General features: G+C 32.7%; 18 protein-coding genes. 7 read left to right on the top strand and 11 right to left on the bottom strand.

The genetic code is table 11. The annotated features are described in order from the left end of the window. From AC3EMB_RS27660 to AC3EMB_RS27635, 6 genes are all read right to left on the bottom strand, one after another. On the bottom strand, positions 1 to 660 hold a 660-nt coding region (locus AC3EMB_RS27660), incomplete at its 3' end, for a DnaD domain protein (protein WP_488517840.1). Next, entirely contained in the window at positions 661 to 885 is a 225-nt protein-coding gene (locus tag AC3EMB_RS27655) for a hypothetical protein (RefSeq protein WP_088008891.1), read from the bottom strand. Further along, positions 885 to 1,061 carry a hypothetical protein gene (locus tag AC3EMB_RS27650; RefSeq protein ID WP_488517839.1) on the bottom strand — a complete coding sequence of 59 codons (177 nt, stop codon included), beginning with the start codon at positions 1,059 to 1,061 and terminating at the stop codon, positions 885 to 887. Before AC3EMB_RS27650 ends, AC3EMB_RS27655 begins: the two co-directional genes overlap by 1 nt. A 208-nt stretch (positions 1,062 to 1,269) precedes the next feature. Beyond that, the gene (locus AC3EMB_RS27645; RefSeq protein ID WP_322471508.1) at positions 1,270 to 1,407 is read right to left on the bottom strand and encodes a hypothetical protein; all 138 of its coding nucleotides are present in this window, start codon (positions 1,405 to 1,407) and stop codon (positions 1,270 to 1,272) included. Between the two features lie 129 nt (positions 1,408 to 1,536). Further along, positions 1,537 to 2,193: a Rha family transcriptional regulator gene (locus AC3EMB_RS27640; protein WP_488517838.1), complete on the bottom strand. Its 657-nt coding sequence runs from the start codon at positions 2,191 to 2,193 to the stop codon at positions 1,537 to 1,539. Positions 2,194 to 2,233: 40 nt separating this feature from the next. Next, positions 2,234 to 2,455 carry a helix-turn-helix transcriptional regulator gene (locus AC3EMB_RS27635; RefSeq protein WP_002004084.1) on the bottom strand — a complete coding sequence of 74 codons (222 nt, stop codon included), beginning with the start codon at positions 2,453 to 2,455 and terminating at the stop codon, positions 2,234 to 2,236. Between the two features lie 132 nt (positions 2,456 to 2,587). Here AC3EMB_RS27635 and AC3EMB_RS27630 point away from each other — a divergent pair, with 132 nt between their 5' ends. Next, positions 2,588 to 2,938 carry a helix-turn-helix domain-containing protein gene (locus AC3EMB_RS27630; RefSeq protein WP_033695397.1) on the top strand — a complete coding sequence of 117 codons (351 nt, stop codon included), beginning with the start codon at positions 2,588 to 2,590 and terminating at the stop codon, positions 2,936 to 2,938. A gap of 35 nt (positions 2,939 to 2,973) precedes the next feature. On the opposite strand, the gene AC3EMB_RS27625 is transcribed toward AC3EMB_RS27630, so the two are convergent. The 3 genes from AC3EMB_RS27625 to AC3EMB_RS27615 form a co-directional block, all read right to left on the bottom strand. Next, the gene (locus tag AC3EMB_RS27625; protein ID WP_002170420.1) at positions 2,974 to 3,096 is read right to left on the bottom strand and encodes a hypothetical protein; all 123 of its coding nucleotides are present in this window, start codon (positions 3,094 to 3,096) and stop codon (positions 2,974 to 2,976) included. A gap of 152 nt (positions 3,097 to 3,248) precedes the next feature. Beyond that, positions 3,249 to 3,398, bottom strand: a complete 150-nt coding sequence (locus AC3EMB_RS27620) for a complement C1q protein (protein ID WP_488517837.1) — start codon at positions 3,396 to 3,398, stop codon at positions 3,249 to 3,251. 39 nt (positions 3,399 to 3,437) lie between these two features. Beyond that, positions 3,438 to 4,574 (bottom strand): AimR family lysis-lysogeny pheromone receptor, encoded by a 1,137-nt coding sequence (locus AC3EMB_RS27615; RefSeq protein ID WP_488517836.1) that lies wholly within the window; start codon positions 4,572 to 4,574, stop codon positions 3,438 to 3,440. 500 nt (positions 4,575 to 5,074) lie between these two features. On the opposite strand from AC3EMB_RS27615, the gene AC3EMB_RS27610 reads away from it, so the two are divergent. The 4 genes from AC3EMB_RS27610 to AC3EMB_RS27595 all read left to right on the top strand — a co-directional run bounded on the left by AC3EMB_RS27610 (position 5,075) and on the right by AC3EMB_RS27595 (position 8,776). Then, complete coding sequence (locus AC3EMB_RS27610; RefSeq protein WP_488517835.1) at positions 5,075 to 5,419, top strand: helix-turn-helix domain-containing protein; 345 nt, start codon at positions 5,075 to 5,077, stop codon at positions 5,417 to 5,419. A gap of 195 nt (positions 5,420 to 5,614) precedes the next feature. Beyond that, positions 5,615 to 6,352 carry a ribonuclease gene (locus AC3EMB_RS27605; RefSeq protein ID WP_488517834.1) on the top strand — a complete coding sequence of 246 codons (738 nt, stop codon included), beginning with the start codon at positions 5,615 to 5,617 and terminating at the stop codon, positions 6,350 to 6,352. A 44-nt stretch (positions 6,353 to 6,396) separates the two neighbouring features. Beyond that, positions 6,397 to 7,509 carry an FRG domain-containing protein gene (locus AC3EMB_RS27600; RefSeq protein WP_488517833.1) on the top strand — a complete coding sequence of 371 codons (1,113 nt, stop codon included), beginning with the start codon at positions 6,397 to 6,399 and terminating at the stop codon, positions 7,507 to 7,509. A 136-nt stretch (positions 7,510 to 7,645) separates the two neighbouring features. Further along, positions 7,646 to 8,776, top strand: a complete 1,131-nt coding sequence (locus AC3EMB_RS27595) for an excalibur calcium-binding domain-containing protein (RefSeq protein WP_488517832.1) — start codon at positions 7,646 to 7,648, stop codon at positions 8,774 to 8,776. 230 nt (positions 8,777 to 9,006) lie between these two features. Here AC3EMB_RS27595 and AC3EMB_RS27590 read toward each other — a convergent pair whose 3' ends face one another. Together AC3EMB_RS27590 and AC3EMB_RS27585 are read right to left on the bottom strand one after the other, a co-directional pair. Next, the gene (locus AC3EMB_RS27590) at positions 9,007 to 9,357 is read right to left on the bottom strand and encodes a hypothetical protein (RefSeq protein WP_488517831.1); all 351 of its coding nucleotides are present in this window, start codon (positions 9,355 to 9,357) and stop codon (positions 9,007 to 9,009) included. Then, complete coding sequence (locus tag AC3EMB_RS27585) at positions 9,357 to 9,899, bottom strand: hypothetical protein (protein WP_488517830.1); 543 nt, start codon at positions 9,897 to 9,899, stop codon at positions 9,357 to 9,359. The genes AC3EMB_RS27590 and AC3EMB_RS27585 overlap by 1 nt, the downstream gene beginning before the upstream one ends. Positions 9,900 to 11,518: 1,619 nt before the next feature. Between AC3EMB_RS27585 and prgP the strand changes: the two genes are divergently transcribed. Then, positions 11,519 to 12,466 (top strand): ParA superfamily DNA segregation protein PrgP, encoded by a 948-nt coding sequence (gene prgP / locus AC3EMB_RS27580; protein ID WP_058839868.1) that lies wholly within the window; start codon positions 11,519 to 11,521, stop codon positions 12,464 to 12,466. 275 nt (positions 12,467 to 12,741) lie between these two features. Further along, the gene (locus tag AC3EMB_RS27575; protein ID WP_488517829.1) at positions 12,742 to 13,092 is read left to right on the top strand and encodes a hypothetical protein; all 351 of its coding nucleotides are present in this window, start codon (positions 12,742 to 12,744) and stop codon (positions 13,090 to 13,092) included. The last annotated feature ends 195 nt before the right edge of the window (positions 13,093 to 13,287 follow it).

Raw genomic sequence — 13,287 nt, 5'->3', positions numbered from 1 at the left:
TTGATACTCTGATTCCAGCGCTTCTACATCTTGCAATGTCTTTACATTATTGTTAGCCCATTGCTTTAAGATTCCCTCAGCATATTTCCATTTCTTTTGCTGCTTTAATGTGCGTTCCATAGCAGCTATAACAAGTTCTTCACTAGTATCTTTAACCCATTGTTCTATGCTGTCTGCCATGAATGGGTTTAGCATTCCAATGTTATTTTCATAAAAAGAGTAGGGATTCTTACTACTACTACTTTTTGTTAAATTAGTATTGTTAAGATTAGTATTGTTAGTGTTTCCCTCAGACACTACCCCTAGTTTCTCTGGGACACTACCCTGGTTTCCCTCAGACACTACTAGTTTCTCTGAGACACTAGGTGTAGGAAGGACATAATAAATATTGGATAAGTTATTACCTTGCCCATCTTTCCTATTAACTTTTTGAATGTAGCCTTTTTCCTCTAAAGATTTGATACATTGCACTATTTTTTTTCTTCCACATCCGACTTTCTCAGCTAAAGTTGTTAAGGAAGGGAATGCTGATTGCGTATCTCGATTTGCATGTCTTACGATTACTGCGTAGGCTTTAAATTCGTAAACATCCAAATCACAATTGTCTATTGCGTCATTCTCTATCATGAAAAAACCTTTTCGTTTATCAATAAAATTCATTTAGTTCACCTTCTTCATCCAACACTCGTAGCTGACATTATCCACGTAGCCGATTGTTCTAAATTCATGTTTCCCTTGAAAACTTCTACCACTTTGTTCATAAAACTTACCGCTTTTATATACTGTTTTGATTTGTGTTACGTAGTCATAACCTCGTTTTTCCAAATCACGAACTGCTATTAACATTTCTTTCATTGATCCACGTCTTACTGGCACTTGGAACATCACGCATTCTCCCTTTCGCATAACACTATATCGCCTTGAATTTCAATGATTTTGTATCCTGGATAGCGATCAGGAGTGATGTACTCAATCGCCTTCATTTTCACTTCTCTTTCGTTTTTCACGTCCTCCCATACCCATGAAGGAAGGACGACTTTTGATTGATTTTTATCTAACATAGGCTTTCACTCCTTATTTACTTGAAAGAAACGACTGTGATATAATAAAGCTACAAATATTGCGTCGTTTCATGAACCAGTCGATTAGGGGTAATCGACTGGTTTTCTTTTGTTTTGATGCTTTCGCGCATCGGAATATTCAGGAACTCATTTACTAGGTGGGGGATACCGTTAAATCCCTGAATATTCCGACAAGCAAACGCTTGTCCTATTTAGCTAGAGTTATAAACTCCTTATGCATTTCCTCAACCTTATTTGCGCTGTTATGTATTCCTCTAGCTCTTAAATCGCGTATCATTTTGATGATGTTCGCTTTGTCTTCCTTATCCTTCTGCTGTTTATCCATCAATTTTCATCCCTTATATACCGTCTATCTATCCAATCCATTAAGCGAATGAATCCCGCGACCAAGATAAATATAACCAGAATCATTAAATGTGATAATGTGCTTTCTTCCATCATTTAAGCCGCCTCCTTATACTAATCTTGGGCGCCAAGCGTTTATGTAAGATAAAGCTTCTTCGAAGTCTTTTTGGCGAATGTTACAGTAACTATTTACAGCAAATGCTGCTTTTACGTCTTTCCATATCGCTGAGAATAATTTCTTTTTGTTATCATGGACTGTCGTGTTAACTGTTCCATCATCCCAAAGCTTGTACACTCTACGTCCAACTGCATTTTTAATTGTTAACTGTTGCCCATAATCTACTGTCAATCTTTCATCGAAGAACGTTTCTAGTTTTTCTACACGTTTATTAAGTTGTGTTGTTCCTGTTGCAATAAGTTCAATTTGGCTAAATGGATCTTGTTTTCGTAATGAATTTTCCATTTCTTCAAATCGAGTTACATACGCTGCAGTGAAAAGTATTCCTTTTTCACCAGTTAACTTGTTAGCTACCATATCGCATCCTTTTTTCGTTAATAGGTAGCATCTGTTTTCTTTACCACTTCCGTCTTTGTAGCTATCCGGAATAAAGAAATCAGCTGGACGCATTTTTGCGTTTAGTAAAACGTTATAAAAATTATCAATACTTCTTATTAAATCCGAATGACGTTTATCAACCATTTCAGCTACTTCTCTACTTTCCGCTAACAATTGTCCGTCTTTATTAATTATTTTCAATTCATTCATTTGGTTTACTCCTCTCCTTTTTGTAAATCACAGGTTTACTCTAATTGTTAAAAAAAAGTTCTTTCGGATCTTCCTCAAGAGCTACTGCAATTTTATATGCTAAGTCTATTTTTAATGTTCTTTTGTTGTTTTCGATATACCAGTAGTGCATTTTAGTGATTCCGACTTTATCGGCAACGTCTTGGCAAGACATCCCTTTTTCTAGTCGTTTAAGTTTTAACTGATGCAAGTTATTTCCTCCCTTCGTTGCCTGTGATTTCATTATAAGTAAACCTTAAGTTTATTTCAAGTACTTTTTTCAAAAAAACTCGAATAAATTTTATCTTGTGGTAAACACTATGTTTACTTTATACTTTAGGTATCATAAACACTTTAGAAAAAGGGGACGTTAATATTGATCGGGGAAAAGATTAAAGAACTCAGGAAGAATAGTAAGATAACGCAAGAGCAATTAGGTAATGCTATTGGCGTATCTAAGATGGCTATTTCTTATTTTGAAAAGGGTAAAAAATCACCTGGGCGAGAATCATTAGAAAAAATAGCAGATTATTTTGGAGTAACTACGGATTATTTATTAGGGAGATCAGAAGACCCTGAACTAAATGAAGAAGAAGATAAAGTTGTATCTGAAGAAGGAAAGAACATACTGGCAATAATAGAGAGCCTTCCAGAGGATGAACGAAAGAAAGCTTGGGAACAATTAGAAATGTATGTGACTTATATGCAAAATAAAAAGAATGACTAATCAAAGAAGACTACCTTACGCGGCAGTCTTCTTTTTTATGTATTTGGTTTTTCCTTATATGATTCATCAAGGACAATCTTTAAAATATCCTCCGCTTTAGGATTCCCCTGTTTTAACCCTAATTTTGCAGCCATTCTCACTAATTGCTCTTTCGTCATCCCCAACATCCCCCAATATCTTTATATTAGTTTGTGAATAATTCACAATGATTCTATAAAACTTTATTTTCAAAAATACAGAACTTCCCCAGAAAGCACGAATGCGATTGCCCATTTTATAGGCAATCGCATTCTATATTTATATTCAGCTGTTAAATTCCGCCACCGCCCGGATCAACCATCATACGTTGAACCTCAGGTTTCGTATCTTGAGCTTTAGATTCGTTATTTTGATTATCAGCAGAGAAAGTGAAAAGTCCTGCTAATAGTAAAATAGGTAAAAGAGCTATAATTTTCTTCAATTATTTCACCTCTTCTCATAAGTTAATTATACCATTTTTTCAAATAAGACCCAAGTATAATTTGGGTAATTTGGCATAAAAAACGTTACCTATTTCCTCAAATAATTCTAATGACTTTTTAATTAAATTTAGATCACCTTTAGCAAGGCCCATGTAACAAAGTTGAAAGGCTGATAGTCCTTTACTTTTCTCTAATCCTTCCAAAATCTCGATTGCAGATTTTTTATCCCCTTGTTTAATGCATAAGTAAGCTTTCTCTGCTGGATGTATTTCAACATCTATATTTTCAACATCTTTGTTGTGATGGATCTTGAGGAACATTAATGTGTACTCTATTAATTGTCTTTTTACTTTTAATCCAGGATTAAAGGTGTCACCTAAACACATTAATGATTTTTCTAAATATTTCTTTGATAAATTATAGTCTTCAAAAATATATGATTCACCCAAATTACAATAAGCGTTCGCTCTTTGTAAAGCGTATTGCGGATCTTCTCTACAAATGAACAATAAGTCTTCACACTTATTTCTCGTTTCAATTAAATTTCCTGAAAGTAGGTTTATAACACACAGCCATTCTTTCACCCTAATTCTAAAACAATTTTGGATAAACTTATTCTTTATCTTTTCTATTTTAAGATCTGCTGCACTTATATAATTTTTTAATAATCGATAATTTCCGATATCGTGTAGTGCATAGCACAATAAAATATCACTCATCACTTGCATCTCTAATGACTTAACTTTTTTTCTCTTTTCTTCTACCAGTTCAAGAAATTGTTTTCCATCTATTCTTTCTGCATTTCGTTTATAAAACAATTCGTACATTGCTGCCCATTCTCTATTTGTTGCATTCGTTGATTCTAACTCTTTAAGAAAGATATGCTTCAACATTTCAAATTCGCCACGTATAGCCGCGTATTCTAAAGCCTCCCGCAAACTTTCGTGCTTCCTAGCGACGCTAAGATAGTGATGGATAAAACCTCTTCTCTTTTCATGTTCTTCGTCATATAAAAGGATTAGAGTCTTAGAAAAATAAGAAAAACTCATTTCTCTTTTACCTTTGAAAAAGTCAGATACACCACTTGGACTAACAGACAGATACTTTGCTAATGTTTTATTTGTGATCCCTTTAGCAAACAAATCATCTTGTATTTTTCCTAAAACTGTTTGCATAACTTTGCTCCCCTTTTTTCGGAACAAAAGACACGTTATACCCATTTTGTTACATTTAGAGGAAAACGCGTCACTACATTCAAAAGATGTGTTATAATTTATGTAAGACTTGCAGTAAGTGTTTTCCCTACCAGATTAGGGAAAGCGGTACTATGGTGTTCGCTGCACCTTAGTACGCGCTGTGAGTCTTTTTTTACGTCCGTTTATTTTATTATTTTCATAATATCACATTTTTTCCAAAATTCAGTCGTGTAGTTATCTGATTTTTGTTGAGAAAGTTTAAAAACCGTTATATATCAACGTTTCTCAATTGACATGAAAATTAAATATGCAATTATGCATGTGATGTAATAAAGAACTCACATGCATATTTTACCACAAAATCGAACTTTTGTTCTATTTTATTTCAGTATTATGATTAATTTTCTATCATTATACTACATTAGACAATATATCTATCATTTATAGTATATCGATATGTCTATAATTATACTGATAGTATGAAAACTTTAGGTAAAACTTTAAAAAATCTTAGGAAAAGTCGTTCGCTTAGACAAGCTGACTTGGCTCATGAACTAAACCTTAGCCGTAGCCAAATTAACAACTATGAAAATGGTTTTTCTGAACCAGATCTTACAACTTTGTTTCGTCTCGCCTCCTTCTTTAATGTATCGTTAGATGCGCTTACTGGTCGCACTGACGCTACTGATGATGAAAGGCTACATAATACTCTAATTGGTGTTCAAAAAACGTATGGGGCGTTATCTGAAAGCCAAAGAGAGAACTTCTGTAAGCAACTTGATCATTATGTAAGGTTCTTAGGTGAGAATAATGAAATATTGTGATTTGATTTCATCATAAAAGAAATCTTTTCCAAAGGAAAGAGGTAAAATTTTACATAATTTTACCAATCCTACCAACAGGACTATTCGGTCCTGTTTTTTATTTTCTTTCGACAAAATATGACAAAATAGTTGTAACCGAATTTGTTATGCTTGTTTCAGAAATCTTACATTTTATAAACTGAAAGAGGTAATTACATGCGAGTATTATTAGCCATATTCTTTGTAGCCACTATTGCTTCCTTTGTACTTATGAGTAAAGCTACCAAGAACTATCAAAGTAAAGGGAAGTATCTTATTTCAGGTATAGTGTGTTTTATGTTGACCATAGTTTTTTATTACCTTTCTCCCAAAGAAGAAGTTAAAGACAAAGAAACTAAAACAGCTACTGTAGAAGTTAAGAAAGAAGATACTTCAAAAGTGCAGCAGGAACCAAAAGAGACTCAAAGCAAAGAACAACCTAAGGCAGACTTGAATTCCGATAAGACTACATATGAAAATGAAATCAAACCTAAAATTGATGCCATGATAAAAGAATATGATGAGATATGGAATCAAGAATGGCGACCTATATGGGCACAAGCTAGTAAAGATCCTAAATCGGTTAGTCCAAGTGCTTTAAAAGAAAAAATGGACATCGTTTCTAGTAGATATGATGATTTATCAAAGAAAAATACAAATTTAAAAGAGACTCAAAAAATAAATGATCCTATATTAAAAGAGAAATTGGATAAATTCAAAATTGAATTGGGTTTAGCAATCAATTATAGAAGTAATGCAGCTAGTGTCGTAACTCAATGGATAAAAGGACTAGCTCCTATGGAAAGCAGAATGGAAGAATCAAAAAAATCAGTTCAACTTTCCGATGAGAAATTACTTAGTGCAGTTGCAAACTTAACTGAAGTAGAATCAAAATTAGGTGTTAAACGCAAATAGGCACTCAGCAGAGTGCTTTTATTATTTTAATTTTGGAGGTTATTATGACACAAGAAAAAAGATACTCCCAACGTAAATTAGACGGTCTTCCAACGCCAGAAGAAATAGTTGTAGAAAGTTTATCTAAATACATAGAACTGTTTTCTAATCAAAATTTTAAAGATTACTTATTTAGGGGAGAACCGACTAATTATCCTGAAACTGTATCATCTGCGTTAAGAGAAGATACTATTTCATCTTCATTTATTCAGATGAAAAAACAATTTAAAAAAGAAGTTTGGCATAAGTTATCTTCGGATGAACGTACACATTTTACAGCTTTTTCCCAACATCACGGGATACCAACAAATCTCATCGATGTAACTACTTCACCATTAGTTGCATTATACTTCGCCTGTCAGCATTCAAATTCACACATAACAAACAATGATAATGAAACAGGATTTGTCTATTTATTTAAGAATGCACTTGTTGATATAACAGATGTTCTTCAAAAGTTCGAAGACGATAACCTATTAACATTGTTTGCTTATAACGAAGGTGATACTTTCCTTGATCTGTATTATTTATTTTTAAAATTCCAACTAAAATACCCTGAATTATTCCGTCAACATTTCGAAAACCTACATAAAGAATATCTCTCGTATTTCGAAATAAGTTTTACTGAAAACCCTATTCCTAATAATATCTTCTCTTACGAGGATTCGGATTATGGTATTAGCATGCACACATGCGCTTATGATTTCAAAAAAGACGACAAAAAACTAGAAAGAATATACGAACAAATTAATATTGTTTCTAGTGAAACATTTGTATATACAGCATATCTTCAAAATTTTTTACGAAATATATTAGAAAGTACTGAACCTGTTTTCTGGTTAGATATAATGCCTAATTTCAAATATGAACCAATATTAACTTTTGAACGCGGTCGTAATCAACAAGGATTATTTATATATCAAACTTACTTGAATTATACAGAATCAGTTTACAACTATAATGTTCTATCATGCCAAAGGGTTTGGCCAGATAAAATAATTGTCATTAAAGATAAAGAAAAGATTCTTAATGAACTTAATTTTATGGGAATTAACGAGAAATTCATCTATGGCGATTACGATAATGTAGCATCTTACATAAAAAGAAAATTCCAATAAAATATAGATTTGGTTAACCTTTACGATACATTTTAGTCCTGTTTTTTTATTTTCCTTCGACAGAATATAACAAAATTGTTGTAACTGTTTTTGTTATGCTTGCTGTAAATCTTACATTTTGAAGGGGAGTAAATTCATGGGGAAAAAGAAAAAAGAAAAACAGCCAAGTGAATTAGAACTTGCTAAACAAGCTATAGCTGCTAAGTATCAAAAAGAAAATGGCCTCACTCCTATTATCGTAACTGTTGCTCTTGGGGGAATTAAAACAGGATACGCTGCGGTTTCAAAAGAACACATTCAAACATTTACTTACGATAGAGATGCAAAGGATGTAGTTAGTATCTCTACACATCATTTTAGTGACTATACAGACGTATTTATTGATCATTATGCTATTAAATCTAACTTCGAGTTCAAGGGGATAAAAGATACATTCGTCTTTATTCCGAATGGTTCCGGAAAAGAAATAGAAAGCTTGATTAAAAGCTATACAGATATTGAGATACATAAAACTGAGCGTAAATGGTACCAAAAAATACTCGGATTCCGATCTGGAAACAAGATCAAAATGGTTATAGCTTCTTTAATTTACCTGGTCATTGTTGTTTCCATCTTTAATACGGTTACTGGAAAGAAAGAAGAACCGAAACAAGAAGTAAAACCTGCTGTCACTACAAAAACAGCTCCTGTAAAGGAAGAAAAGAAAGTTGAACCGAAGCCAATAGAACAACCAGTTGATAAGAAACAAGATAAAATTAATAAATTTAAAGATGATACTCAAAAAAAATTAACGGAAACCTATAAGAAGATTGATGGTGTTAATCCTACAGTATCTATTAGTGAAGATGGAAAACTAATCACTCTTGCTTTCGATCTAGATGCATACGCAAAATACGATAAGGTCGATAAAGAATTGTCTGTGTCCACTTTCAAAACATCTGCTGGACCATACGAAAGGTATAGAGGTACAGCATTCAGAGCTTATGGAAAAGAAGCCAATATCGCTAGCAAAGATGACATTGTGGTTAAAATTGTAGATTCATCTAATAATCAAGTGGTAATTGATGATGTAAGGGATTATAAGGAAGAACCAAAACCAAAAACTACTCCTGAAAGTAAGCCAGAAGAACAACCAGAACAAAATAATGTGGTGTATGAAAATTGTACACAAGTGAAAAAAGCTGGTAAGGCTCCAATTAAACAAGGAGAACCTGGATATAGTAGTAAATTAGACAAAGATGGCGATGGGATCGCTTGTGATAAGTAAAAGGCACTCAAAAGAGTGCTGTTATTATTTCTCAAGAAACAGTATACGTGGATATGGTAAAATTATATTTGCGAGATACAAATTATTAAAATTAAGATGGTTCAAGTCGGAGGAAGGCACCTTAAGGTGTCTTTTCTTTATATAGGGTGTAATATGATTAAATTATAGATCTTTCTAAAATATTATTTAGAAAGATCTATAATTTTTTTCAGAACAAAAACATTCTAAAATTAATTTGTTTTATTTATCTCGTTAGCTTCATTGAAAAAATCCACGACTGAATTTTTTATTGAGGATTTCATTGATTTTTTCATTTCACTTGTTGTATAAATATTGATTAAAACAATGGAGCCTTCATTCTCTTTAACAATCATACGCATTCTAGGCGAAAGTCTTAATAAGTAAAAATTATCTTCTTGATTTTCCATCGTAATTAATGGAGATTTTTTATAAAAACTTTTACTTTCAGGATTGTTCATATTCTTTATAAATCTCTGTAATCTATTTGTTTCGCTTGTTGTTAAATCCAAGTCCTTTATCTTTTCAATAAAATCTTGAGTAAGAAATATATCTTTATTCATTAACGTACCTCCTCAGATACTGAATTCTGTCTACTATTTAAACCTACTATATCCATCAATGCATCAACGCCAATATCACTTTGTTCATTAGATGATTGATTGATTAAATTAATTGCATATAACCTTTCTAAATTAGTTATTTTATCATTTACTGCATTAGAATGTATTTGAAATTGTCTATCAAACATCGCATCTAAAGATTCTCTAATAAAAAGGTTAACTTCATGTTTTATATTTTGAGTATATCGATCTTTGTTTATTTCAAAATTATTTGTAACTGTTTCTTCAATCTTTCGATCCATCAAACCATTTTCAAGTTCTAATAACAAAGTATTTTTGATTTGTTCACGTTGATCATCAACATATTGTAAAATTTGTTTTTTTCCAAAGTGCAATAGTATAAATACTAAACAAATCGCTACTGTAGTCCAGAAAGACATTAATTTATCTAATCGATGCCATTCAGGATTTAATTTCACATTAGCTTCAATCCCGATTATTACAGTCATAAAAGTCATAATTGCACCAAATATTTTCCCCACTTATTAAAACATCTCCCACCTATTAAATTTAGAATTATAATTTTAATAATAATAGATTTCAATAAAAAACAATATTGTTACTTCTACAAAACATTTACACATCGAATATAAATTTCACGTACTATATCTGATTGATAAAACCTAAATCCGCAATAAGGCCTATTCTACCAGTCGTTCCCTTATCCTCTAACCAAGTAAGTAGTAAATCTCTTATTTATTCTTCTATCTTAGTAAGTCATTCCCCCGGGTCTTAAACAATCTCATGTTTTTCATCATTTCTTCGAATTTAATATTGACTGAAGGTCTTGAGGGTTTTTATCATGTGGGAACGATTATGGAACACGGCTGGAAGGCAGATTTATCCCCTACTTTGAAAGACTACAAAAAAGTAATCGATCAAAATAGATGGATAAGCGTCTTGTTTTCGCCATGCGGTCACTTATAAGGTATCCGTATGTATAGACCCTGTTCACTCAGCGATTTTCACCGCATACATCCTTTTGCTATGGCTTGTCCTTGTAATATCGTCCCTACACGACAAACTGAATGTACTCCCTAGCACCGTAATGCTAACGATAACCACCCGAACCTTTTAGGGATTCGTCCCTGGGCACGTTCTCGCCCTCCCTCACCAGAAGAACAGGATTCCAATGAGGGTTGCTGTTTTTGTAGGCGCATACTCTGTACCCCCTGCACGACCAACAGCTAGCCACGCACGTAACACGTTCCCGCTATATGTATGGCAGCACGGAATTACGGCTTATCAGTTTTTATTTACGTGGTATCAGGCAATTCCACGCGAACAAAAAACAAAAAGGCATCTTCAATTCCTAAATGGCCTGCAGATCCACAAGACTTCTAGGTTTAGAGATGCCCGCTATATATCTTTTGACTACAAAAAATACAATTCTAGCATTTACTAGTTGAATTTTAGTCAAACAATAGATAAAATGGGTATATCAAAGAAGCCTCGTGAAAAGGCATAGCCGTTTAAGGTAAGTGTTGGTGCACTACTTAAACGTTAACACTGTCGTTGAATACAGTTTTTCTAGTCAAGTGGTGGTACACTTGCTAGAGTAAGTCATTCCCGCTATCGGTTGGCGCCAATAGCATATGGGAGTGGCTTTTTGTTTTGTGTTCATATTCAATTGTTTTGCTCAATCTATTTATGTAGATTTGATTTATCAAAATATGTTTTGTTTTGTAGAATGATGCTTGTTGTGTACTACGTTACAACAGGCTTTTTTGTTTGTAAATACCTCTATAAGCGTGTGTTTATCCTTTAATCTATTCAATCAAAGGATAAAAAGATACAAAGATAAAAAGATACATTTATCCTTAGATACAAAGATACATAGTTTCCCTTTATGTATCTTTAGATACAAAGATAAAAAGATAGAAAGATACAAAGATACATCAATTAACGTTGATTTAACAACTTTTTTGTTAAATACGCTGTACAAGAAAAATAGGGTTAATCTATTAAACATAAAAAAGATACATTTACCCTTTTACTTTTTGTACGAGCTCGTGTTATTATCAATTCGAGAATAAAAAGATAAAAAGATACATTTATCCTTTGTTACAATTATATTACAAATTTAAAAGGAGCGATTCCTGTGAAAAAAGGATACGTAATAATCAACGCCCAACAAAAAGGTGGAGTTGGAAAAACAACTGATTCGTGTATGGAATCTCTTGTGGCTTCTTTAATCTTTAATAAGAAAGTTTTATTTATTGATACTGACCTTCAAGGGAATGGTACAACATTCTTAGCGAAATCATTTAATATTACCGAAATGCAAAAGACTTTAATGAAGTGTCTTGAAGATGGAGACTTATCAGAAGGTATTGTGCAGCTTCACGAAAACCTAGACATGATTCCATGTGGATATGACATGAGGAAATACGCTGACTTCCTAATCGAAACATTCAATACAGTTGAAGACAGAACCTTTTACCTTTCTAGATTGCTAGAAAAAATCAAATATAACTACGATTACATATTCATCGATATTCCACCTTCAACAGATTTAAAAGTGGATAATGCGATGGTAGCAAGCGACTACATTATTGTTGTTCAAGAAACTCAACAATTTTCATATGAAGGAAGCCAACGTTTAATCTTTGAATACATCCAAACATTGGTTGATGACTTTGGTTCACTCGTAAAAATGCAAGTTGCTGGAGTACTTCCTGTATTACTGCAACAAAAGCGCGCCTTACACAAAGAAATCGTAAAAAGTACAATCGCTACTTTTGGTGAAGAGAATGTATTTACTACAATTATTAACAATCACGCGCGTTTAGAATGGTATCCACGAATCGGGTTACAATTTGAAGATCATCATGATAAGAGAATGCTAGCTTTATTCTGTGATATTTTCTGTGAATTAGAAGAAAGAATTCACCTTTTCGAAACCGAGGGAGATATTGAACCGGGATATAGATATACACAAAAGTATTTCGTAGAAAATAAACTTACTAAGTTAGGGAAGGGGATTGACATAAGTGGCTTTAATCAAAAGGGAAACACCGCAAGAACCGAAGATAACGCAATCTGCTAATACAGAGAGAAATGTTCAGAGTACCAATAATAACATCACGCCCCAAAAGAAAGTTTTAACAGCACAAGATAGAAAGAACATAAAAGTAACTCCGGAATCATTTAGCAAAATTAAAACCATTTGCACAATGAAGAGTATGAAGAATTATGAATTCATTGATGAAATTTTAGAGTTCTACATTGCTAATAATTTAACTGAGCGTGAGCAACGTATTTTAAAAAACATAACGTCCAATAATAAATAGCTTAAGTGATTACTAAATAGGAGTGGTACCTTTGGAAAATAAAAGTAAATCTTTTGTAGTAACTGTGACACCTATTGAGGAAAGTTCATCTTTAAATATTCAAAGTGATCAGACTAACACGAAAAAAGAAATACAGACACCAAGGAAACCAGATCAACGTTTAGTTCCTTCTAAAACTGCTAAAATTTCACCAGCCGTTTTGCTAAAGCTAAATACTCTTAAACCATTTATTCAGGAACAAGAGAGTATGGATAAAACATCCATAAACAACATCATAGATATTCTTGTTGAAAGTTATGTAGATACTCAACTGGTAAATCGACATTCTAAAGCATATAAAGATATGTACAAGCGTCTGTACGAGACGTTAGAAAATAAATAAAAGACAGAAGTGTCCTTGCTTTTAGGATGCTTCTTTTTTATTTGTTGTTATGTATCTTAAGATAAATGTATCTTTTTATCCTTTTATCTTTGTATCTTTAGATAAATCTATCTTTTTATTATAAGCAGGAAAAACAAATATTCCTGCTTATATATGGCACAAACTCTTTCCAGAACTAACACTAACTCATCGTTA

This window comes from Bacillus sp. LQ16, assembly GCF_057784645.1.
This window is presented reverse-complemented; position numbering and strand designations above follow the sequence as displayed.

Coding starts and splice junctions, on each gene's coding strand:
- AC3EMB_RS27655 (WP_088008891.1), bottom strand. CDS start 885: ATGTTCCAAGTGCCAGTAAGACGTGGATCAATGAAAGAAATGTTAATA.
- AC3EMB_RS27650 (WP_488517839.1), bottom strand. CDS start 1,061: ATGTTAGATAAAAATCAATCAAAAGTCGTCCTTCCTTCATGGGTATGG.
- AC3EMB_RS27645 (WP_322471508.1), bottom strand. CDS start 1,407: ATGGATAAACAGCAGAAGGATAAGGAAGACAAAGCGAACATCATCAAA.
- AC3EMB_RS27640 (WP_488517838.1), bottom strand. CDS start 2,193: ATGAATGAATTGAAAATAATTAATAAAGACGGACAATTGTTAGCGGAA.
- AC3EMB_RS27635 (WP_002004084.1), bottom strand. CDS start 2,455: ATGAAATCACAGGCAACGAAGGGAGGAAATAACTTGCATCAGTTAAAA.
- AC3EMB_RS27625 (WP_002170420.1), bottom strand. CDS start 3,096: ATGACGAAAGAGCAATTAGTGAGAATGGCTGCAAAATTAGGGTTAAAA.
- AC3EMB_RS27615 (WP_488517836.1), bottom strand. CDS start 4,574: ATGCAAACAGTTTTAGGAAAAATACAAGATGATTTGTTTGCTAAAGGG.
- AC3EMB_RS27610 (WP_488517835.1), top strand. CDS start 5,075: ATGAAAACTTTAGGTAAAACTTTAAAAAATCTTAGGAAAAGTCGTTCG.
- AC3EMB_RS27605 (WP_488517834.1), top strand. CDS start 5,615: ATGCGAGTATTATTAGCCATATTCTTTGTAGCCACTATTGCTTCCTTT.
- AC3EMB_RS27600 (WP_488517833.1), top strand. CDS start 6,397: ATGACACAAGAAAAAAGATACTCCCAACGTAAATTAGACGGTCTTCCA.
- AC3EMB_RS27595 (WP_488517832.1), top strand. CDS start 7,646: ATGGGGAAAAAGAAAAAAGAAAAACAGCCAAGTGAATTAGAACTTGCT.
- AC3EMB_RS27590 (WP_488517831.1), bottom strand. CDS start 9,357: ATGAATAAAGATATATTTCTTACTCAAGATTTTATTGAAAAGATAAAG.